The following is a 21,311-nucleotide window of genomic DNA, read 5'->3' as shown; positions in this document are numbered from 1 at the left end:
GAAGTAAAGGCTGCCCCGGCGGTTCGTGACGGCGAGCCGCAACCGTGATGGAAACAGCAATGAACTGGACCTGGTTTCACAAGCTCGGCTCACCCAAATGGTTCTACGGCATCAGCGGCAAACTGCTCCCATGGTTGAGCATCGCTGCATTGTTGTTGATTGGTTCTGGCGTGGTCTGGGGCCTGGCCTTCGCACCGCCGGACTACCAGCAAGGCAACAGCTTCCGCATCATTTACATCCACGTGCCCACGGCGATGCTGGCCCAGTCCGTCTACGTGATGCTGGCGGTGTGCGGTGTGGTCGGGCTGGTGTGGAAGATGAAGCTGGCCGACGTGGCCCTGCAATGTGCCGCGCCCATCGGTGCCTGGATGACCGCCGTGGCGCTGGTCACCGGTGCGATCTGGGGCAAGCCGACCTGGGGTTCGTGGTGGGTCTGGGATGCGCGACTGACGTCGATGCTGATCCTGCTGTTCCTGTACTTCGGTCTTATTGCGCTGGGCAACGCCATCAGCAATCGTGACAGTGCCGCCAAGGCCTGCGCGGTACTGGCGATTGTCGGCGTGATCAACATCCCGATCATCAAGTACTCGGTGGAGTGGTGGAATACCTTGCACCAGGGCGCAACCTTCACCCTTACCGAAAAACCGGCGATGCCCGTCGAAATGTGGCTGCCGCTGTTGCTGACTGTGTTGGGTTTCTACTGTTTCTTCGGCGCGGTGCTGTTGCTGCGCATGCGCCTGGAAGTGCTCAAGCGCGAGTCCCGGGCCAGTTGGGTGAAGGCCGAAGTGCAGAACAGCCTGGAGGCCGCTCGATGAGTTTCGCTTCATTCGGCGATTTCCTCGCCATGGGCCATCATGGCCTGTATGTCTGGTCAGCCTATGGCATCTGCCTGGTAGTGCTGGCCCTCAACGTGGCGGTGCCGATCCTGGCCCGCAAGCGGTATCTGCAACAAGAGGCGCGTCGTCTGCGCCGGGAGAACGGTCAGTGAATCCGCTGCGCAAAAAACGTCTTGTCATCATTCTTGCGATCCTGGTGGGTGTCGGTGCCGCGGTCGCCCTGGCCCTGAGCGCCCTGCAGCAAAACATCAACCTGTTCTATACCCCGACCCAGATTGCCAACGGCGAAGCCCCCAAGGACACCCGCATCCGCGCTGGCGGCATGGTGGAAAAAGGCTCGCTGGTACGCTCCGGGGATTCGCTGGACGTGAAATTCAATGTCACCGACTTCAGCAAGACCGTGACCATCACCTATCGCGGCATTCTTCCGGACCTGTTCCGCGAAGGGCAGGGCATCGTCGCCCTCGGCAAGCTCAACGCCGACGGCGTGGTGGTGGCCGATGAGGTGCTGGCCAAGCACGACGAAAAATACATGCCGCCGGAAGTGACCAAGGCGCTGAAAGACAGCGGCCAGTCGGCGCCCGCTCCCGTGAAGGAGGGTTGATCGATGACTACCGGCATCTTTATTCCCGAGTTGGGCCACCTGGCGATGATCCTCGCCCTGTGTTTCTCCCTGGTACAGGCCGTGGTGCCCTTGCTCGGTGCCTGGCGCGGCGACCGCCTGTGGATGAGCCTGGCCCAGCCGGCGGCGTGGGGGCAGTTCGCCTTCATGCTGTTCGCCTTCGGTTGCCTGACCTATGCGTTCATGACCGATGACTTTTCCGTGGAATACGTCGCCAGCAACTCCAACAGCGCCTTGCCCTGGTACTACAAGTTCAGCGCCGTGTGGGGCGCCCACGAAGGCTCGCTGTTGCTTTGGGCGTTGATCCTGGCCGGCTGGACCTTCGCCGTCTCGGTGTTCTCCCGGCAGTTGCCCCAGGTGATGCTGGCCCGGGTGCTGGCAGTGATGGGCATGATCAGCACCGGTTTCCTGCTGTTCTTGATCGTCACCTCCAATCCGTTCGAGCGCATCCTGCCGCAGATGCCGACGGATGGCCGCGACCTCAACCCGCTGTTGCAAGACATCGGCCTGATCGTTCACCCGCCGATGCTCTACATGGGCTACGTCGGCTTCTCCGTGGCCTTCGCCTTCGCCATCGCCGCGTTGCTCGGTGGGCGCCTCGATGCTGCGTGGGCACGCTGGTCGCGTCCGTGGACCATCGTCGCCTGGGCCTTCCTCGGCATCGGCATCACCCTCGGTTCATGGTGGGCCTACTACGAACTCGGTTGGGGCGGCTGGTGGTTCTGGGACCCGGTGGAAAACGCCTCGTTCATGCCTTGGTTGGTGGGCACGGCGCTGATCCACTCCCTGGCGGTCACGGAAAAACGTGGTGTGTTCAAGAGCTGGACCGTGCTGCTGGCCATCGCGGCGTTCTCGCTGAGCTTGCTGGGGACGTTCCTGGTGCGCTCCGGCGTGTTGACGTCGGTGCATGCCTTCGCCTCGGACCCTGAGCGCGGCGTGTTCATCCTGATGTTCCTGCTATTCGTGGTCGGCGGTTCGCTGACGCTGTTCGCCCTGCGTGCGCCGGTGGTCAAGAGCCAGGTCGGCTTCAACCTTTGGTCGCGGGAAACCCTGCTGCTGGGCAACAACCTGGTGTTGGTGGTGGCCGCGTCGATGATCCTGCTGGGAACGTTGTACCCGCTGGTGCTCGACGCGCTGTCCGGCGCCAAGCTGTCGGTGGGGCCGCCGTACTTCAATGCGCTGTTCATCCCGCTGATGGCGATCTTGATGGTGGTGATGGCCATCGGCATGCTGGTGCGCTGGAAAGACACTCCGGTCAAGTGGCTGCTGGGCATGTTGACCCCGGTGCTGCTGGGCACCGCCGCCCTGGCCGTGGTGGCCGGCGTGGCGTATGGCGACTTCAACTGGGCGGTGCTGGCGACGTTCGTGCTGGCGGCCTGGGTGTTGCTGGCGGGGGTACGGGACATCTTCGACAAGACCCGGCACAAAGGCCTGATCAAGGGCCTGCCGACCCTGACCCGCAGTTACTGGGGCATGCAGATCGCCCACCTGGGCATCGCCGTCTGTGCCCTGGGCGTGGTGCTGTCCAGCCAGAACAGCGCCGAGCGCGACCTGCGCCTGGCGCCGGGTGAGTCCATGGACCTGGCCGGCTATCAGTTCGTTTTCGAGGGCGCGAAACATTTCGAGGGCCCGAACTTCACGTCCGACAAAGGCACCGTGCGAGTTCTTCGCAACGGCCAGGAAATCACCGTGCTGCACCCGGAAAAACGTCTCTACACCGTGCAGAACTCGGTGATGACCGAAGCCGGCATCGATGCCGGTTTCACCCGCGATCTCTACGTGGCGCTGGGCGAGTCCCTGGGCGACGGCGCGTGGGCGGTGCGGGTCCACGTCAAGCCGTTCGTACGCTGGATCTGGTTCGGTGGCTTGCTTACCGGCCTGGGTGGGGTACTGGCGGCGCTGGATCGGCGTTATCGAGTCAAGGTGAAAACCCGGGTGCGTGAAGCCCTGGGCGTGACGGGAGCCACTGCATGAAACGTTGGTTGATGTTGGTGCCGCTGGCGCTGTTCCTGTTGATGGCGGTGTTTTTGTACCGGGGGCTGTACCTGAATCCGACCGAGTTGCCCTCGGCGATGATCGGCAAGCCGTTCCCGGAGTTTTCCCTGCCCTCGGTGCAGGGCGATAAAACCTTGACCCGTGCCGACCTGCTGGGCAAGCCGGCGCTGGTCAACGTGTGGGGCACCTGGTGCATCTCCTGCCGGGTCGAACACCCGGTGCTGAACAAGCTGGCCCAGAACGGCGTGGTGATCTACGGCGTCAATTACAAGGACGTCAACGCCGATGCCTTGAAGTGGCTGGCCGAGTTCCACAATCCGTATCAACTGGACATTCGTGATGAAGACGGCTCCCTGGGCCTGAACCTGGGCGTCTACGGTGCGCCGGAAACGTTCTTCATCGATGCCAAGGGCGTTATCCGCGACAAGTTCGTCGGCGTGATCGATGAACAGGTCTGGCGCGAGAAACTGGCCGCCAAGTATCAGGCACTGGTGGACGAGGCCAAGCCATGAAGCGCTGGTTAGCCGCCGCCATCCTCGGCCTGAGCCTTGTCGGCGTGGCCCACGCCGCCATTGATACCTACGAATTCGCCAACGACGGCGAGCGCGAGCGGTTTCGCGAACTGACCAAGGAACTGCGCTGCCCCAAGTGCCAGAACCAGGACATCGCCGACTCCAACGCGCCGATTGCCGCCGACCTGCGCAAGGAAATCTTCCGCATGCTCGGCGAGGGCAAGGACAACCAGCAGATCATCGATTTCATGGTCGATCGCTACGGTGAGTTCGTGCGCTACAACCCCGCCCTGTCCTCCAAGACGGCGCTGCTCTGGTTCGGCCCCGCCGGGCTGCTGTTCGGTGGTTTCGTCGTCATTGCAGTGATCGTGCGCCGCCGTCGGGTCCAGCGCACGGCCGCCCCGGACACGCTTTCTGTCGAAGAGCGCCAGCGCCTCGACCAACTGTTGGATAAAACCAAGCATGATTGATTTCTGGCTCGCCGCAGGTCTGCTTCTTCTGGTTGCCCTGAGTTTTCTGTTGATCCCTGTACTGCGTGGTCGCCGCGCCCAGTTGGAGGAGGACCGTACCGCGCTCAACGTGGCGCTGTACCAGGAACGCGTCGCCGAGTTGCAGGTTGAGCGGGAGGAGGGCGTGCTCAACGCCGCGCAACTGGACACCGGTCGCGCCGAAGCCGCCCGTGAACTGCTCGCCGACACCGAGGGCGCCGATGCGCCGCGCGAATCCCGGTTGGGCAAGCCGTTGCCGTTGCTCGCCGCTGTGCTGGTGCCGGTGTTGGGCCTGGCGCTGTACCTGCATTTCGGTGCCAGCGACAAGGTCGAGCTGACCCGCGAATTCGCCCAGGCGCCGCAGTCGATGGAAGAGATGACCCTGCGCCTGGAACGTGCGGTGGCGGCGCAACCGGATAACGCCGAGGGCCTGTATTTTCTCGGGCGTACCTACATGGCGCAGGATCGGCCCGCAGACGCGGCGAAGGTCTTCGAGCGCACCGTGGCGGTGGCCGGTCGACAACCCGAACTGCTGGGCCAATGGGCCCAGGCGCAGTATTTTGCCGATGGCAAGAAATGGTCGGACAAGCTCCAGGCGCTGACCGACGAAGCGCTGAAACTCGATCCGAAGGAAGTCACCAGCCTCGGCCTGCTGGGTATTGCCGCTTTTGAGAGCGAGCGCTATCAGGACGCGATCGATTACTGGGGACGCCTGTTGGTGGAACTGCCGGAGGGCGACAAGTCCCGTGAAGCGCTGCAGGGCGGCATCACCCGTGCCACCGAGAAGCTGCAAGCCAGTGGCGGCAAGGTCGCCCAGGCGCCGGTGGCCAAGGTTGCGGCACTGCTCAAGGTGCGCGTCGACCTGGCGCCGGCCCTCAAGGCCAAGGTGCAGCCGGGCGACAGCGTGTTCATCTTCGCCCGCGCCGTTTCCGGCCCGCCCGCGCCGCTGGCCGCCAAGCGCCTGACGGTCGCCGATCTGCCGGTCACGGTAGAGCTGGGTGATGCGGACGCAATGATGCCGCAGTTGAAACTGTCGAACTTCCCCGAAGTCCAACTGGTGGCGCGCATCTCCCGGGCCGGTCAGCCGACCGCGGGTGAGTGGATCGGCCGCAGCCAGCCCCTGGCAAGCAGCACCACGGCGCAGCAACAATTGACCATCGACAGTCCGGACAAATAACAGGAATTCGCACCATGACCGCCATCGCTCGTATCACCCTGCTCACGCTCGTCATGGGCCTGAGCGCTTGTGCGGTCCAGCGTCCGTCGGAGCCCTCGGCACCGCTGCCACCGATCCCGCCGTCGACCCCGACCACCAAACCGGCCCCATCCACACCGCCGGGCAAACCTGTCATCCCGAACAAGCCGGCCAAACCGCTGCCGCGCACCTCCGCCAGCTTCGCCCCACCGCCGGGTGGCAACAGTCACTGGGACGCCAAGCTTGGGGTCTATGTGCTGGACAACCAGACGAACACGTTCTATCGCCAGCGAACCTATTACCGCTGGAACAACGGTTGGAGCCGTTCCGTCAGCCCGAATGGTCCCTGGGAAGACACCACCATCGAAGGCGTGCCGGCGGGCTTGGGGCGTCAGTTCCATTAAGCACCGGGAACCCCTGGAGCCAGGGGGCATCTGTGGGAGCAAGCTTTGCTCCCACAGATAAATCCCCTTGCTACCATAGCGTTCGGTTGAGCCGCATCGCCAGGCCGGGCTTTTTGTGTTTCTGAATATTCTTTGAACGAAATTTTCACCAAGTCTTGCGGACAATCCCCCGCGCTCATATCGCCGCCGGTTATTTAATGGCAATGCCATAGCCGTTCGTGCAACATTTGCGCACTCGCGCAAGCCCCGAGGCCAGGCTTTGGTCAACAGAGGGCGCGCCGTTGTTTCTTTTTGTCACTCCAATTCCGATAGGGTCCTTAAACGACATGGCAATCCCGGACGCCCTGAGTCAGCAGCGTACTACGCATCGCCTGCTGCAACCGACCGTCAAATCGCACCTGGCCTACACGTTGCTCTGTGCCCTGGTGATGATGGTCATGTTCAGCCTGCTGCGCGTGGCGCTGCTGGTCTATAACCGCGAAATGATCCTCGACACCCCGGCCTCGACCTTCGTTGAAGCCTTCGTCAATGGCTTGCGTTTCGACTTGCGCCTGGTGGTCTACCTCTGCATCCCGTTGTTGCTGGCGTTGTTCAGCGCCAGGGCCATGGCCGCCCGTGGGTTCTTTCGTTTATGGCTGACCGTCACTTCCAGCATCGCGCTGTTCCTCGGCTTGATGGAAATGGATTTCTACCGTGAATTTCACCAGCGCCTCAACGGCCTGGTCTTCCAGTATGTGAAGGAAGACCCGAAAACCGTGATGAGCATGCTCTGGTACGGTTTCCCGGTGGTGCGCTACCTGCTGGCCTGGGCCGGCGGCACCATCATCCTCAGCCTGGCGTTCAAGGGCGCCGACCGCGCCACGCGTCCCCGTGGGCCGTTCAGTGGCGGCACCATTGGCACCCGGCAGATCGCCCCGTGGTATGGGCGTGTCGCGGTGTTTGTCGTTTGCCTGCTGGTCGCCGTGACCGCCGCGCGCGGTACCTTGCGCCAAGGGCCGCCCCTGCGCTGGGGCGACGTCTACACCACCGATTCGAACTTCGCCAACCAGTTGGGCCTCAACGGCACCTTGTCGCTGGTGGCCGCGGCCAAGAGCCGGATGTCCGAAGACCGCGACAACATTTGGAAAGCCACCATCGAGCAACCGCTGGCGCAGCAGACCGTGCGCGACATGCTGGTGATGCCTGACGATAAACTGGTGGACACCGAGACAGCCGCCGTGCGCCGCGACTACACGCCGCCGGCGGACAAGACCCTGCCGATCAAGAACGTGGTCGTGATCCTCATGGAAAGCATGGCCGGTCACTCGGTGGGCGCCCTGGGTGCGCCGGGCAACATCACGCCTTACCTGGATAAACTGTCCAAGGAAGGCCTGTTGTTCGACCGTTTCTTCTCCAACGGTACCCATACCCACCAAGGCATGTTCGCCACCATGGCGTGCTTCCCGAACCTGCCCGGTTTCGAATACCTGATGCAGACGCCGGAGGGCAGCCACAAGCTGTCCGGCCTGCCGCAACTGCTCAGCGCCCGTAACTACGACGACGTGTATGTCTACAACGGCGATTTCGCCTGGGACAACCAGTCGGGTTTTTTCAGCAGTCAGGGCATGACCACGTTCATCGGGCGTAACGACTTCGTGAACCCGGTGTTCTCCGATCCGACCTGGGGCGTGTCCGACCAGGACATGTTCGACCGTGGCCTGATCGAGCTCAAGGCGCGGGAAAACGGCAAGCCGTTCTATGCCTTGCTGCAAACCCTGTCCAACCACACCCCTTATGCGTTGCCGACGCCGTTGCCGGTCGAGCGGGTCACCGACCGTGGCAGCCTGAACGAACACCTGACCGCCATGCGTTACTCCGACTGGGCGCTGGGCCAGTTCTTCGAGAAGGCCCGCAAGGAGCCTTACTTCAAGGAAACCCTGTTCGTCGTGGTCGGCGACCATGGCTTTGGCAACGAACGCCAGATCACCGAGATGGACTTGGGCCGTTTCAATGTGCCGATGCTGTTGATCGGCCCGGGCGTCCAGGAAAAATTCGGCCAACTTGACCACACCGTGGGTACCCAGGTCGACATCGTGCCGACCATCATGGGTCGGATCGGTGGGCAAGTGCGTAACCAGTGCTGGGGCCGTGACCTGTTGAACCTGCCGCAAGGCGATCCCGGTTTTGGTGTGATCAAGCCGTCAGGCAGTGATCAGACCACCGCGATCATCCGGGGTGACACCGTCCTGATGCTTCCGAAGGAAAAGGAAATGGCGCCGAAGATGTATCGCTATGAGCTGGGCGCCAATCCGCGTGCGCAAATCATCCAGGATGCACCTGACGCTGCCGAGATGAAGCTCAAGCTCGAATCCTTCCTGCAAACCGCGACCAAGAGCCTGCTGGATAACACCGCCGGCGTCGTTGACGGCAAGCCGGACTGATAAACGGCGCACATAAAAAAGAGGCCTGCGAAGGCCTCTTTTTTTTTGCGCTTACTTAATGGTTTATATCTTGCCCAGTAGTAGCAGGACCAACAGCACCACCAACACCACACCGATGATACCGGACGGGCCGTAACCCCAACTTCTGGAGTGCGGGAAGACTGGGAGACCACCGATCAGCAGGAGGATCAGGATAATGATAAGTATTGTGCCCATTGTAGATTTCCTTATTGGTCAGTTCTGGAGTGATGCAACTTCCAACTACCAGCGCGCATGCGTTAAATCCGGGCGGCTTAATAAGTCCGACCGTGGCGCCTTGTAGAAAATTCAAAGTTTTTGTAGCGCCTACGGTTTGCCCTCGCCATTCAGCAATCTGATGGAGCGTGGGTCCGCCGAACGCCTTCGCTACACTCGGCCTATCTCTCCCGGAACAACAAGGCTGTCTGCTATGCAAAATCGCATGATGATCACTGGTGCCGGCTCCGGCCTGGGTCGCGAAATCGCGCTGCGCTGGGCCCGCGAAGGATGGCGCCTGGCCCTATCGGATGTCAGCGAGCCGGGCCTCGTGGAAACCCTCAAGCTAGTGCGTGATGCCGGTGGCGACGGCTTCATCCAGCGCTGCGATGTGCGCGACTACAGCCAATTGACTGCGCTCGCCCAGGCCTGCGAAGAGAAGTTCGGCGGTATCGATATCATCGTCAATAATGCCGGCGTGGCCTCGGGCGGCTTCTTCAGCGAGCTTTCCCTGGAGGATTGGGACTGGCAGATCGCGATCAACCTCATGGGCGTGGTCAAGGGCTGCAAGGCGTTCCTGCCGCTATTGGAAAAAAGCCGCGGCAAGATCATCAACATCGCCTCCATGGCAGCCCTGATGCAGGGCCCGGCCATGAGCAACTACAACGTAGCCAAGGCGGGCGTCGTGGCGTTGTCGGAAAGCCTGCTGGTGGAACTGGCGCAACAGGAAGTTGGTGTACACGTGGTGTGCCCGTCGTTCTTCCAGACCAATCTGCTGGACTCCTTCCGCGGCCCGACCCCGGCCATGAAAGCCCAGGTTGGCAAGTTGCTGGAAAGCTCACCGATCAGCGCCACGGACATTGCCGACTACATCTACCAGCAGGTCGCCCAGGGCCAGTTCATGATCCTGCCCCACGAACAGGGACGCATGGCTTGGGCCCTCAAGCAGAAGAACCCACAGTTGCTGTACGACGAAATGACCGTCATGGCCGACAAGATGCGCGCCAAGGCCCGGCAAAACCTCAATTGACCTGGATGCCCGATGTCCTCAGGATGGCGCCATTCGGCCTTCCTGATGGACATCTGCATGCTCAATTACCTGTGGTTCTTTCTCGCCGCGCTGTTTGAGATCGCGGGCTGCTACGCCTTCTGGATGTGGTTGCGCCAGGGCAAGAGCGCCTGGTGGATCGCCCCGGCGTTGCTCAGCCTCACCTTGTTCGCCCTGTTGCTGACCCGTGTCGAAGCGACGTACGCCGGGCGTGCCTACGCTGCCTATGGCGGCCTCTATATCGTTGCCTCGATCGGTTGGCTAGCGGTGGTTGAGCGGGTGCGGCCACTGGGGTCCGACTGGATTGGCGTGGCGCTCTGCGTGTTGGGGGCGAGTGTGATTCTATTCGGCCCGCGGTTCTCGGCGCCCTGAAATACCGGCGGTCCGACAGGGTTTTGCAGGAAATTTCCGTCAGTCACAGGAGCTTTGCTTGTAGGGCCTTACTGAATTCTCGTGGGTGTCTTGAGAACGGGAAACAGGCCGGGCATGGTCAGGGTCCAGACATTCTTAAGGACAAGAACCATGCTTGTATTAAGCCGCGCTGTAGGTGAGTTGATTTCCATCGGTGACGATATTTCCGTCCGTGTGCTGTCGGTCAGCGGCGGCACGGTGCGTTTTGGCGTGGAAGCGCCACGGCACGTCGACGTCCATCGTTCCGAAATCTACGACAAGATCCAGAAGAGAAAGGCCCAGGCCACTCGCAAGGCCTGTTCAGTCGAATAGGTGTTTGGGCACGTCGTGCTTGAGCATCAGTTGACACTGTTCACTTTCGGGGTCGAAGACGATCAACGCCTGGCCTTTGGTCAGGGCTTGCCTGACCCGCAGAACCCGCGTTTCCAGGGGGGTGTCGTCACCATTGTCGGTGCCGTCGCGGGTCACGAAATCCTCGATCAGGCGGGTGAGCGTGTCGACTTCGAGTTGGTCGTGGGGGATGAGCATGGGGTACCTCGGCTAGACAATAGGGCGATGCTACGGCCAATGGGCTTTTGCGGCTAGCCTTGGGTTTTGCGGCGTTTGTTCAGACCTCATCGCGAGCAGGCTCGCTCCCACATTGGTTCTGCGTCGAGCACAAAGTTCAAGCCCAATGAAGATCAACCTGTGGGAGCGAGCCTGCTCGCGATGGCGATATGCCTGGCAATGAAAATGCTGGGTCAGTTATCGGAGCGCTGCCCCACCAGGCTATCCACCGACGGCACCCGGGTATCGCTTTCCATTTGTGCATCGTGCTCGATCTGGTGACTGAAGCGGTCCAGCGAACCCTGGGCCGGTTGCGCGTCGCTGGCGAACACCGGCGGGCTGAGGATGTAGGCGCCGAGCAGGCGACTGAGGGCGGCCAGGCTGTCGATGTGGGTGCGTTCGTAGCCATGGGTGGCGTCGCAGCCGAAGGCGAGCAGGGCGGTACGGATATCATGGCCGGCGGTGATGGCCGAATGAGCGTCGCTGAAGTAGTAGCGGAACAGGTCGCGGCGTGCCGGTACCTCGTTCTCCTTGGCCAGTTTCAGCAAGTGTCGCGACAGGTGATAGTCGTAGGGGCCCCCGGAGTCCTGCATGGCCACGCTGACTGTGTGTTCGCTGGAATGCTGGCCAGGCGCGACAGGCGCGATGTCGATGCCGACGAATTCGCTGACATCCCAGGGCAGTGCGGCCGCCGCGCCACTGCCGGTTTCCTCGGTGATGGTGAACAGCGGGTGACAATCGATCAGCAGTTCTTCGCCGCTGTCGACAATCGCCTTGAGCGCCGCCAGCAGCGCCGCGACCCCGGCCTTGTCGTCCAGGTGCCGGGCGCTGATGTGGCCGCTTTCGGTGAATTCCGGCAGGGGATCGAAGGCGACGTAATCGCCGATGCCCACCCCCAGGGTTTCGCAATCGGCGCGGGTGGCGCAATAAGCGTCCAGGCGCAGCTCGATATGGTCCCAACTGATAGGCAATTCATCCACGGCGGTGTTGAACGCGTGTCCGGACGCCATCAACGGCAGCACGCTGCCACGGATCACGCCGGTGTCGGTAAACAAGCTGACCCGGCTGCCTTCGGCAAATCGGCTGGACCAGCAACCCACCGGTGCCAGGGTCAGGCGGCCGTTGTCCTTGATGGCCCGCACCGAGGCACCGATGGTATCCAAGTGCGCCGACACGGCCCGGTCGGGGCTGCTCTTGCGCCCCTTGAGCGTGGCGCGGATGGTGCCACGGCGGGTCATTTCAAAAGCGATACCCAGCTCTTCGAGCCGCTCGGCGACATAACGCACGATGGTGTCGGTAAAGCCGGTAGGGCTGGGAATGGCGAGCATCTCCAGCAGGACCTTTTGCAGGTATTCGAGATCCGGTTCGGGAATTTTGCTGATCATGGAAACTCCTCACGGAACATTAAGTTGAATTAGGGGAACCTTGTGGCGAGGGAGCTTGCTCGCGCTGGACTCTGTAGGAGCTGTCTTTCGCTTGAGATTCAAGTGTCTGGGGAAAGATCGCAGCCTCGTTGCACTCGACAGCTCCTACACAGCTCCTACACAGCTCCTACACAGCTCCTACACAGCTCCTACACAGCTCCTACACAGCTCCTACACAGCTCCTACACAGCTCCTGCAAGTCCAGCGCGAGCACGTCCCCTCGCCATAGAAGCAGGGCTAAGCCACCGGCTGGCTATGGGGAAACAACAAGTCCACAAAGCGCTCGGCGGTGGGTTGTGGTTCGTGGTTGGCCAGGCCTGCGCGTTCGTTGGCTTCGATGAACACGTACTCGGGTTGATCGGCCGCTGGCACCAGCAGGTCGAGGCCGACCATGGGGATGTCCAGCGCCCGCGCGGCGCGCACCGCCGCATCGACAAGGGTCGGATGCAGGATGCCGGTGACATCCTCCAGCACCCCGCCGGTATGCAGGTTCGCCGTACGCCGGACGAACAGGTGCTCCCCGGCGGGCAGCACGCTGTCGTAGTCGAACCCCGCCGCGCTGAGCGTGCGCAGGGTCTCGGCATCCATCGGGATTTTGCTTTCGCCGCCCGTGGCCGCTTGGCGTCGGCGGCTCTGGGCTTCGATCAACGCACCGATGGTGTGCCGGCCATCGCCGATCACCTCCGCGGGGCGCCGGATCGCCGCCGCCACCACTTCAAAGCCGATCACCAGGATGCGCAGGTCCAGTCCCTCGTGGAAGCTTTCCAGCAAGACCTGGCTATCGAACTGTCGGGCCGCTTCGATGGCGCTCTGCACCTCCTCAATGGTGCGCAAATCCACCGCCACGCCTTGGCCCTGTTCACCGTCCAGCGGCTTGACCACCACCCGTTCGTGCTCGTCGAGAAACGCCAGGTTGTCATCGGCATTGCCCGCCAACTGTTGGGCCGGCAGGTTCAGGCCGGCGTTTTTCAGCACTTTGTGGGTCAGGCTTTTGTTCTGGCACAGCGTCATGCTGATGGCGCTGGTCAGGTCGCTCAAGGATTCTCGGCATCGGATCCTGCGGCTGCCGTGGACCAGGGTGAACAAGCCGGCCTCGGCATCGTCCACCTGTACGTCGATGCCTCGGCGGTGAGCTTCTTCGACAATGATTCGCGCATAAGGATTGAATTGCGCTTCGGGGCCTGGCCCCAGGAACAACGGCTGGTTGATGCCGTTCTTGCGTTTGATGGCAAAGGTCGAGAGATTGCGAAAGCCGAGTTTGGCGTAGAGGTTTTTCGCCAGGCGATTGTCGTGCAACACCGACAGGTCGAGGTAACTCAAGCCACGGCTCATGAAATGCTCGATGAGGTGACGCACCAGCACTTCGCCAACACCGGGTCGCGGACATTGCGGGTCCACGGCCAGGCACCAGAGGCTGCAGCCGTTTTCCGGATCGTTGAAGGCTTTCTGGTGATTCAGGCCCATGACGCTGCCGATCACCGCACCGGTGTCGTCATCTTCGGCCAGCCAGTACACCGGGCCGCCCTCATGGCGCGGGGTCAGGCGTAGCGGGTCGATGGGCAACATGCCCCGGGCCTGGTAGAGCTGGTTGATGGCCTGCCAGTCGGTCTCGCTCTGGGCCCGGCGAATCCGGAAACCGCGAAACACCCGGGTGGACTGGCGATAGTCGCTGAACCACAAGCGCAAGGTGTCGGACGGATCGAGGAACAGTTGTGCCGGCTCCAGCCCCAGCACTTGCTGGGGCGCAGCCACGTACAAGGCAATGTCGCGTTCGCCGGGTTGTTCGTTGAGCAGTTCCTGGGCCAGGCTTGCCGGGTCCGGGAAGGTGTGGCCGATCAACAGTCGGCCCCAGCCGCAATGCACTGCGATCGGGTCGGCACCCAACTCGCTGCCGTCTTCGGCCAGGCGTGCCTGCAGGCGTTCGTAGGAGGGCGCCTGGCCGCGCAAGAGGCGTTGGTTGTGAACCGTTGCATGAGGTTTCATCGATCAGATTCCTTGCTCGCTGAGCCACAGGTTCAGCGCCGCCAGTTGCCACAGTCGCGAGCCGCGCAACGGCGTGAGCTGGCCGTTGGGGTCGGTCAGCAGGCGGTCGAGCATGGCCGGGTTGAACAAGCCGCGGTCCTGGCTCGGATCCAGCAGCAGCTCGCGAACCCAGGCCAGCGTATTGCCTTCCAGGTGCTTGAGGCCTGGCACCGGGAAATAGCCTTTCTTGCGGTCGATCACCTCGCCGGGGATCACCCGCCGGGCGGCTTCCTTGAGCACCTGCTTGCCGCCATCGGGCAGCTTGAACTTCGCCGGGACTCGGGCCGAGAGTTCCACCAACCGGTAGTCCAGGAACGGCGTGCGCGCTTCCAGGCCCCAGGCCATGGTCATGTTGTCGACGCGCTTGACCGGGTCATCCACCAACATCACCGTGCTGTCCAGGCGCAGGGCCTTGTCCACCGCGGCATCGGCGCCGGGTTGGGCGAAATGTTCTTTGACGAAGTCACCGGCCGCGTCGTTGGCCAGCAGCCATTTGGGCTGCACGGTGGCGGCATATTCTTCGTAGCTGCGGTCGAAGAACGCGGCGCGATAGGCCGCGTAGGGATCGCTGGCGCCATCGACTTGCGGGTACCAGTGGTAACCGGCAAACAGCTCGTCGGCACCCTGGCCGCTTTGCACCACTTTGCAGTGCTTGGCCACTTCCCGCGACAGCAGGTAGAAGGCGATGCAGTCGTGGCTGACCATCGGCTCGCTCATGGCACGGAACGCTGCCGGCAGTTGCTCGATGATCTCTTTCTCGTCGATGCGCAGTTGGTGGTGGCGGGTGCCGTAGTGCTTGGCGATCAGATCCGAATACTGGAACTCGTCACCGCGCTCGCCGCCGGCATCCTGGAAACCGATAGAGAAGGTCGACAGGTCTTCCACGCCGACTTCCCGCAGCAAGCCCACGAGCATGCTCGAATCCACGCCACCGGAAAGCAGCACGCCAACATCCACGGCAGCACGTTGGCGAATGGCGACCGCTTCACGGGTGCTGTCGAGCACGCGGTCGATCCAGTCTTCCAGGTTCAGGTGCTGTTCGTCGGCCCGTGGGCCGTAGGGCAGGGTCCACCAGGTTTTCTGTTCGGTGCTGCCGTCGGCTTCGATGCGCATCCAGGTGGCGGGCGGCAGTTTTTCAACACCCGCCAGCAAGGTACGGGGCGCCGGGACCACCGCGTGGAAATTCAGGTAATGGTTGAGAGCCACCGGGTCGAGCATCGGGTTGATATCGCCGCCCTTGAGCAGCGCCGGCAACGCCGAGGCGAAACGTAGCCGTTGGCCGGTGCGCGACAGGTACAGCGGCTTCACGCCGAGGCGGTCGCGGGCGATGAACAGGCGCTTGGCGTCGCGTTCCCAGATGGCGAAGGCGAACATGCCGTTGAGCTTGGGCAGCAGCGCTTCGCCCCAGGCGTGGTAGCCCTTGAGCAGCACTTCGGTGTCGCCACCGGAATAGAAGGTGTAGCCCAGGCCTTCGAGCTCGCTGCGCAGTTCCGGGTAGTTGTAGATCGCGCCGTTGAAGGCCAGGGACAGGCCTAGCTGATTGTCGATCATCGGCTGGGCCGAGCCGTCCGACAGGTCCATGATTTTCAGGCGCCGATGGCCCAGGGCAATTGGCCCTTGGCTATGAAAGCCCCAGGCGTCGGGGCCACGAGGGGCCAGGTGATGGGTGATTCGCTCTACGGCCGCAAGGTCCGCAGGTTGTTGATCGAAACGTAACTCTCCAGCTAATCCGCACATAAGTCCTTACCGGTTTTTCCGTTGGGGAGGGGTCAAGCCGCACCCGCCAAAAGGGCGGGTACCCTGAAACTGACCGGAGGGATTGCTGTGAGTTTTAGATCGATGCGTTATAAGCCGGCGGGGTGGGCCCCGTTTGGTCGGATGTTGCAGGGTTCCTTGTGGGAGCGAGCCTGCTCGCGATAGCGGTAGGTCAGTTGGCATCTAAGCGACTGACACACTGCAATCGCGAGCAGGCTCGCTCCCACAGCAATTGTGGTGGGCCAGTGCACTAGTGCACTGTGTTAGGCCTTGCCTCGAATCAATGCCCGCAACGCGAACCGGTTCGGATGGCAGGCCTCGGCCACGCTGCGAGGCAGTGGCAGGGGTTCGTTGTCCAGCCAGGCGGCGATCAGTTCGCCCGACAGCGGGGCGGTGATCAGGCCGCGGGAGCCGTGGCCGCTGTTGATGTACAGGCCATCGAGCCACGGGCAGGGAGCGTCTGGCACCTGGCGGGCGTCCTTGCCCAGGGCCGCATAGGTCTCGGTAAAGGCCTGGCGGTCCGCCAATGGGCCGACAATCGGCAGGTAATCCGGGCTGGTGCAACGGAACGCCGCGCGACCTTCGAGGCGTTCCGGGGCCAGGCTGCCGGCGTTCAGGCGGTCCACCAGGTCTTGGGAGATTTCTTCGAGCATCTGCAGGTTGCCGGCGTGCTCGGCGGCGGTGGGCGTCAGGTCGTCACTGTTGAAATCGAAACTGGCGCCCAGGGTGTGCTCGCCCAGCCGCGGCGGGACCACATAACCTTCGGCACAAACCACGGTGGTCAGGCTCTGGCTGCGGGTGGTTTGTGGCAACCGGGTGATTTGCCCACGAATGCGCTTGAGCGGCAAGTCGGCGGCCGGTTCGAAACGTTTGATCTCGGCGGCGCTGGCGAGGATCGCCACCGGCGCGCTGGCCAGGCAACGTTCGCCGTCCCACGCCTGCCACTGGCCGTCCACGCGGCGCAGTTGCAGCACTTCATGATGGGGCTGCACATCAATCGCCGACCCCGATGCCTGCCAGCGACACAACGCCGGCGGATGCACCCAACCGCCTTCGGGATAAAACAGACCACCACAGGCCAGGCCGATGCCGGACCGCACCTGCGCCTCGGACTGATCGAGGGGGTGCAGCAAATCCCTTGGGAACGCTTCGGTCAGTTGCGCCTGACGCTCGGCCTCCTTGCTGTTGAAGGCCAGTTGCAAGACGCCGCAGGCGTCCCAGTCAACGCCGCGTTGCAACTGCTCCAGCACGCGTCGGGTGTAACCGAAGCCGCTGAGGATCATCTGCGACAACGCCGTGCCGTGGGCCGACAGCTTGAGGTACAGCACGCCCTGGGGGTTGCCGGAAGCTTCCTCGGCCAACCCGGCATGACGCTCCAGCAGCGTCACCTGCCAGCCACGCGCGGCGAGGCTGGCAGCGCTGGCACAACCGGCCAGGCCGCCGCCGATCACCAGTGCCCGGCGTTCGCCGGTCAGCGCGGTGGGGCGGGCGTACCAAGGTTTTGCCGGGGACGGCGCCGGTGTCTGCTCCGGCCAGCCGAGAAACACACCGCGCAGGATTTCCCACTTATGGCCGATGCCCGGCGTGCGCTTCATCTTGAAGCCCGCCGCGTTCAACAACCGCCGAACCCAGCCGGTGCTGGTGAAGGTGCTGAGGGTGGCGTCGGGTGCGGCCAGCCGGGCCAGTTCGGCGAACAGCTCGGCGGTCCACATCTCGGGATTCCTGGCCGGCGCGAAGCCGTCGAGGAACCAGGCGTCGATCTGCCCGTCCAGCTGCGGCAACTGCTCCAGGGCATCACCGATCAACAGGGTTAGCGTCACCCGTCCGTTCGCCAGGACCAGGCGCTGGAAACCCTGGTGGATCGCCACGTACTGCTCAAGCAATTGCTCCGCCTGAAGGCTCAGTTGCGGCCACAAGGCCAAGGCCCGGCGCAGGTCTTCGGGGCTCAAGGGGTACTTCTCGACACTGACGAAATGCAGCCGGGCGCCTGCCGGTGCGCACTGTTCGAACAGTTGCCAGGCGCAGAGGAAATTCAAGCCGGTGCCAAATCCGGTTTCGCCGATCACCAGCCGCCCGTCATCGGCCAGGGCCGCGAAACGCTCGGCCAGGTTGTTCTGCTCAAGGAACACATAACGGGTTTCTTCCAGCCCCGACTGGTCGGAAAAATACACATCGTCGAACACCCGCGAACGCGGGCGACCCTGATCATCCCAGTCGAGTTGGGCGTGTTGCTGGATGGGCGTCATGGCTGGCTCGGTCAAAACTGAGGGGCCATTCTAGCCGATCGATCGCCAATTGCTCCGGTGCATACGCATCTGTAGGAGCTGTCGAGTGCAACGAGGCTGCGATCTTGTCCCAAACAATTGAGTCGAAAGCGAACGGTCAAGATCAAAAGATCGCAGCCTCGCTTCGCTCGGCAGCTCCTACACACAATCACACGGGCCGCGTCCAATCCGCTAGTCTTGGCCCATCCCCGGAAGGAGCTGCCCATGTTTGAATCCGCTGAAATCGGTCATGTCATCGATAAAGACACCTTTGAGGCCGAGGTGCCGGCCCTGCGTGAAGCGCTGCTGGAGGCGCAATTCGAGTTGCAGCAGCAGGGCCGGTTTCCGGTCATCGTGCTGATCAACGGCATCGAAGGTGCGGGCAAGGGCGAGACGGTGAAATTGCTCAACGAGTGGATGGACCCGCGGCTGATCGAGGTGCGCACCTTCGACCAACAGACCGACGAGGAACTGGCGCGGCCTCCGGCCTGGCGCTACTGGCGGATGCTGCCGGCCAAGGGGCGCATGGGGATTTTCTTCGGCAACTGGTACAGCCAGATGCTGCAGGGCCGGGTCCATGGCGAGATCAAGGACCCGCGGCTCGACCAGGCGATTGCCGGTGCCGAGCGCCTGGAGAAAATGCTTTGCGATGAAGGCGCGCTGATTTTCAAATTCTGGTTCCACCTGTCCAAGAAACAAATGAAGGCCCGGCTCAAGGGGCTCAAGGATGACCCGTTGCACAGCTGGCGCATCAGCCCGCTGGACTGGCAGCAGTCCCAGACCTACGACAAGTTCGTCAAATACGGCGAGCGTGTGTTGCGCCGCACCAGTCGCGATTACGCGCCTTGGCATGTAATCGAAGGCATGGACAGCTGTTATCGCAGCCTCACCGTCGGGCGGATCCTGCTCGACGGCTTGCGCCAGGCCCTGGACCGGTCGAAGATCAGGCCGCAAAAGGTCAACGTGGCGCCGTTGCCTGCGCTGGACGGCCAGATCACGCTGCTCGACAGCCTGGACATGACCCGGCGCCTGGACAAGGCCGACTACGAAGAACAACTGATCACCGAGCAGGCCCGGTTCGCCGGCCTGCTGCGGGATAAACGCATGCGCCAGCATGCCTTGGTGGCGGTGTTCGAAGGCAATGACGCGGCAGGCAAGGGCGGGGCGATCCGACGGGTTGCGGCGGCCCTGGACCCGCGCCAATACAGCATCGTGCCGATTGCCGCGCCCACTGAAGAAGAGCGCGCCCACCCCTACATGTGGCGCTTCTGGCGGCATATTCCCGCGCGAGGCAAGTTCACCATGTTCGACCGCTCCTGGTACGGCCGGGTGTTGGTGGAGCGGGTCGAAGGGTTTTGCAGCCAGGCCGACTGGCTGCGGGCCTACGGAGAAATCAACGACTTCGAGGAGCAGGTCGCCGATGCCGGCTTGGTGGTGGTCAAGTTCTGGCTGGCCATCGACAAGGAAACCCAGCTGGAGCGTTTCCAGGAGCGCGAGGACATTCCGTTCAAGCGCTTCAAGATCACCGAGGATGATTGGCGCAACCGCGACAAGTGGGGCGCTTACCGCGCGGCCGTGTGCGACATGGTCGACCGCACCAGCACCGAGATTTCTCCTTGGACATTGGTGGAAGCCAACGACAAGCGCTGGGCGCGGGTCAAGGTGTTGCGCACCCTCAACCAGGCGCTGGAGGCGGCTTTCGAGCGCAGCGCAAAACAGGCTCGCAAGAAGAAGCGCTAGCCCGATGGGCACGCATACGCGGGGTGAATGATTGTCGCGGTCGGTTATGCAGTGGATTTATGCTCGATCCACTCTCAACCGACTACAACAATGAGGTACAGCCATGCGTGAAGTGGTGATCGTCGACAGCGTACGGACCGGCCTGGCCAAGTCCTTTCGCGGCAAGTTCAACATGACCCGTCCGGATGACATGGCGGCCCATTGTGTCGATGCCTTGCTGGCGCGCAACGACATCAACCCGGCCAGTGTCGAGGACTGCATCGTCGGGGCCGGCTCCAATGAAGGTGCCCAGGGCTACAACATCGGGCGTAACGTGGCGGTGCTCTCGCAATTGGGCACCGGCACCGCCGGCATGACCCTCAACCGTTTCTGCTCCTCGGGCCTGCAAGCCATTGCCATCGCCGCCAACCAGATCGCTTCCGGTTGCAGCGACATCATTGTGGCGGGCGGCGTGGAATCCATCAGCCTGACGATGAAAAGCGTCAACACTGACAACCTGATCAACCCGCTGCTCAAGGAACAGGTGCCCGGGATCTATTTCCCCATGGGCCAGACGGCCGAGATCGTTGCCCGTCGTTACCAGGTCAGCCGTGAGGAGCAGGACCGCTACGCCTTGCAAAGCCAGCAACGCACCGCCAAGGCCCAGGCGGCGGGGTTGTTCGATGACGAAATCATCCCGATGGCGGTCAAGTACCGGGTCGAGGACAAGAACACTGGCGCTGTGCAGGTCCTCGACGGTGTGGTCGATCGCGACGATTGCAACCGCCCTGACACCACGTACGAAAGCCTGGCCGGCCTGAAACCGGTGTTTGCCGAAGACGGTTCGGTGACGGCGGGCAACTCGTCGCAGTTGTCCGACGGGGCCTCGATGACCTTGGTGATGAGCCTGGAAAAAGCCCTGGCGCTGGGGCTCAAGCCCAAGGCGTTTTTTCGCGGCTTCACCGTGGCCGGTTGCGAGCCGGACGAGATGGGCATCGGCCCGGTGTTTTCAGTGCCCAAGTTGCTCAAGGCGAAGGGCTTGCAGATCGCCGATATCGATCTGTGGGAACTCAACGAGGCCTTTGCTTCCCAGTGCCTGTACAGCCGCAACCGACTGGAAATCGATCCTGAGAAATACAACGTCAACGGCGGCTCGATCTCCATCGGCCATCCGTTCGGCATGACCGGCTCGCGGCAAGTGGGGCATCTGGTGCGCGAGCTGCAACGACGCAACCTGCGCTACGGCGTCGTGACCATGTGCGTGGGCGGCGGGATGGGGGCTACGGGGTTGTTTGAGGCGGTGAGGTAACCACGAGCTTATGGCGTCAGAGGCTTTTGTGGCCAGAGATTGCTCCCGCTTGGCTCTGTAGGAGCTGGCGAAGCCTGCGATCTTTTGATCTTTCGCTTGGGATTCAA

Annotated in this window: 20 protein-coding genes; 14 read left to right on the top strand and 6 right to left on the bottom strand. The window is 62.6% G+C overall.

What is annotated here, in order from left to right:
* Positions 1-59 precede the first annotated feature (59 nt).
* The 9 genes from ASC85_RS05035 (at position 60) to ASC85_RS04995 (ending at position 8,472) form a co-directional block, all read left to right on the top strand.
* Positions 60-815 (top strand): heme ABC transporter permease, encoded by a 756-nt coding sequence (locus tag ASC85_RS05035; RefSeq protein WP_003199153.1) that lies wholly within the window; start codon positions 60-62, stop codon positions 813-815.
* Complete coding sequence (gene ccmD, locus ASC85_RS05030) at positions 812-988, top strand: heme exporter protein CcmD (protein WP_003199159.1); 177 nt, start codon at positions 812-814, stop codon at positions 986-988. The genes ASC85_RS05035 and ccmD overlap by 4 nt, the downstream gene beginning before the upstream one ends.
* Entirely contained in the window at positions 985-1,440 is a 456-nt protein-coding gene (gene ccmE / locus ASC85_RS05025) for a cytochrome c maturation protein CcmE (protein ID WP_057448504.1), read from the top strand. The genes ccmD and ccmE overlap by 4 nt, the downstream gene beginning before the upstream one ends.
* A 3-nt stretch (positions 1,441-1,443) precedes the next feature.
* Positions 1,444-3,432, top strand: coding sequence for a heme lyase CcmF/NrfE family subunit (locus ASC85_RS05020; protein ID WP_057448503.1), 1,989 nt, complete (start codon positions 1,444-1,446; stop codon positions 3,430-3,432).
* Complete coding sequence (locus ASC85_RS05015) at positions 3,429-3,965, top strand: DsbE family thiol:disulfide interchange protein (protein WP_057448502.1); 537 nt, start codon at positions 3,429-3,431, stop codon at positions 3,963-3,965. Before ASC85_RS05020 ends, ASC85_RS05015 begins: the two co-directional genes overlap by 4 nt.
* On the top strand, positions 3,962-4,435 hold the full coding sequence (locus ASC85_RS05010; protein WP_057448501.1) for a cytochrome c-type biogenesis protein: 474 nt from the start codon (positions 3,962-3,964) through the stop codon (positions 4,433-4,435). Before ASC85_RS05015 ends, ASC85_RS05010 begins: the two co-directional genes overlap by 4 nt.
* On the top strand, positions 4,428-5,630 hold the full coding sequence (gene ccmI / locus ASC85_RS05005; protein ID WP_057448500.1) for a c-type cytochrome biogenesis protein CcmI: 1,203 nt from the start codon (positions 4,428-4,430) through the stop codon (positions 5,628-5,630). The genes ASC85_RS05010 and ccmI overlap by 8 nt, the downstream gene beginning before the upstream one ends.
* Before the next feature lie 14 nt (positions 5,631-5,644).
* Positions 5,645-6,052, top strand: coding sequence for a hypothetical protein (locus ASC85_RS05000; protein ID WP_057448499.1), 408 nt, complete (start codon positions 5,645-5,647; stop codon positions 6,050-6,052).
* 326 nt (positions 6,053-6,378) lie between these two features.
* Positions 6,379-8,472, top strand: a complete 2,094-nt coding sequence (locus tag ASC85_RS04995) for an LTA synthase family protein (RefSeq protein ID WP_057448498.1) — start codon at positions 6,379-6,381, stop codon at positions 8,470-8,472.
* 63 nt (positions 8,473-8,535) lie between these two features.
* Here ASC85_RS04995 and ASC85_RS30830 read toward each other — a convergent pair whose 3' ends face one another.
* Positions 8,536-8,688, bottom strand: a complete 153-nt coding sequence (locus tag ASC85_RS30830; protein ID WP_003183939.1) for a DUF3309 family protein — start codon at positions 8,686-8,688, stop codon at positions 8,536-8,538.
* Between the two features lie 232 nt (positions 8,689-8,920).
* On the opposite strand from ASC85_RS30830, the gene ASC85_RS04990 reads away from it, so the two are divergent.
* From ASC85_RS04990 to csrA, 3 genes are all read left to right on the top strand, one after another.
* A complete protein-coding gene (locus ASC85_RS04990; RefSeq protein WP_057448497.1) occupies positions 8,921-9,736 on the top strand; it encodes an SDR family oxidoreductase in 816 nt (271 codons plus the stop codon).
* Between the two features lie 57 nt (positions 9,737-9,793).
* Positions 9,794-10,126: a YnfA family protein gene (locus ASC85_RS04985; protein ID WP_057448565.1), complete on the top strand. Its 333-nt coding sequence runs from the start codon at positions 9,794-9,796 to the stop codon at positions 10,124-10,126.
* Positions 10,127-10,276: 150 nt separating this feature from the next.
* Positions 10,277-10,477 carry a carbon storage regulator CsrA gene (csrA, locus tag ASC85_RS04980; protein WP_057448496.1) on the top strand — a complete coding sequence of 67 codons (201 nt, stop codon included), beginning with the start codon at positions 10,277-10,279 and terminating at the stop codon, positions 10,475-10,477.
* Here the strand turns inward: csrA and ASC85_RS04975 are convergent.
* The 5 genes from ASC85_RS04975 to mnmC form a co-directional block, all read right to left on the bottom strand.
* Positions 10,466-10,693: a YheU family protein gene (locus tag ASC85_RS04975; protein ID WP_003199186.1), complete on the bottom strand. Its 228-nt coding sequence runs from the start codon at positions 10,691-10,693 to the stop codon at positions 10,466-10,468. The two genes, csrA and ASC85_RS04975, sit on opposite strands and share 12 nt — an antisense overlap.
* Positions 10,694-10,905: 212 nt before the next feature.
* Positions 10,906-12,096, bottom strand: coding sequence for an osmoprotectant NAGGN system M42 family peptidase (locus ASC85_RS04970; RefSeq protein ID WP_057448495.1), 1,191 nt, complete (start codon positions 12,094-12,096; stop codon positions 10,906-10,908).
* A 276-nt stretch (positions 12,097-12,372) separates the two neighbouring features.
* Positions 12,373-14,118: an N-acetylglutaminylglutamine synthetase gene (gene ngg / locus ASC85_RS04965; RefSeq protein ID WP_057448494.1), complete on the bottom strand. Its 1,746-nt coding sequence runs from the start codon at positions 14,116-14,118 to the stop codon at positions 12,373-12,375.
* A 3-nt stretch (positions 14,119-14,121) separates the two neighbouring features.
* The gene (locus ASC85_RS04960; RefSeq protein WP_057448493.1) at positions 14,122-15,894 is read right to left on the bottom strand and encodes an N-acetylglutaminylglutamine amidotransferase; all 1,773 of its coding nucleotides are present in this window, start codon (positions 15,892-15,894) and stop codon (positions 14,122-14,124) included.
* 281 nt (positions 15,895-16,175) lie between these two features.
* The gene (gene mnmC, locus ASC85_RS04955; protein WP_057448492.1) at positions 16,176-18,158 is read right to left on the bottom strand and encodes a bifunctional tRNA (5-methylaminomethyl-2-thiouridine)(34)-methyltransferase MnmD/FAD-dependent 5-carboxymethylaminomethyl-2-thiouridine(34) oxidoreductase MnmC; all 1,983 of its coding nucleotides are present in this window, start codon (positions 18,156-18,158) and stop codon (positions 16,176-16,178) included.
* 243 nt (positions 18,159-18,401) lie between these two features.
* Here mnmC and pap point away from each other — a divergent pair, with 243 nt between their 5' ends.
* Positions 18,402-19,916, top strand: coding sequence for a polyphosphate:AMP phosphotransferase (gene pap, locus ASC85_RS04950; protein ID WP_057448491.1), 1,515 nt, complete (start codon positions 18,402-18,404; stop codon positions 19,914-19,916).
* Positions 19,917-20,019: 103 nt separating this feature from the next.
* Positions 20,020-21,204: a thiolase family protein gene (locus ASC85_RS04945; protein ID WP_057448490.1), complete on the top strand. Its 1,185-nt coding sequence runs from the start codon at positions 20,020-20,022 to the stop codon at positions 21,202-21,204.
* Positions 21,205-21,311: the final 107 nt, after the last annotated feature.

The organism is Pseudomonas sp. Root401 (genome assembly GCF_001425105.1).
GTDB classification, from domain to species: Bacteria; Pseudomonadota; Gammaproteobacteria; order Pseudomonadales; family Pseudomonadaceae; genus Aquipseudomonas; species Aquipseudomonas brassicacearum.
The sequence above is the reverse complement of the archived record's forward strand: the minus strand, read 5'-3'. Positions and strand labels throughout refer to the sequence as shown.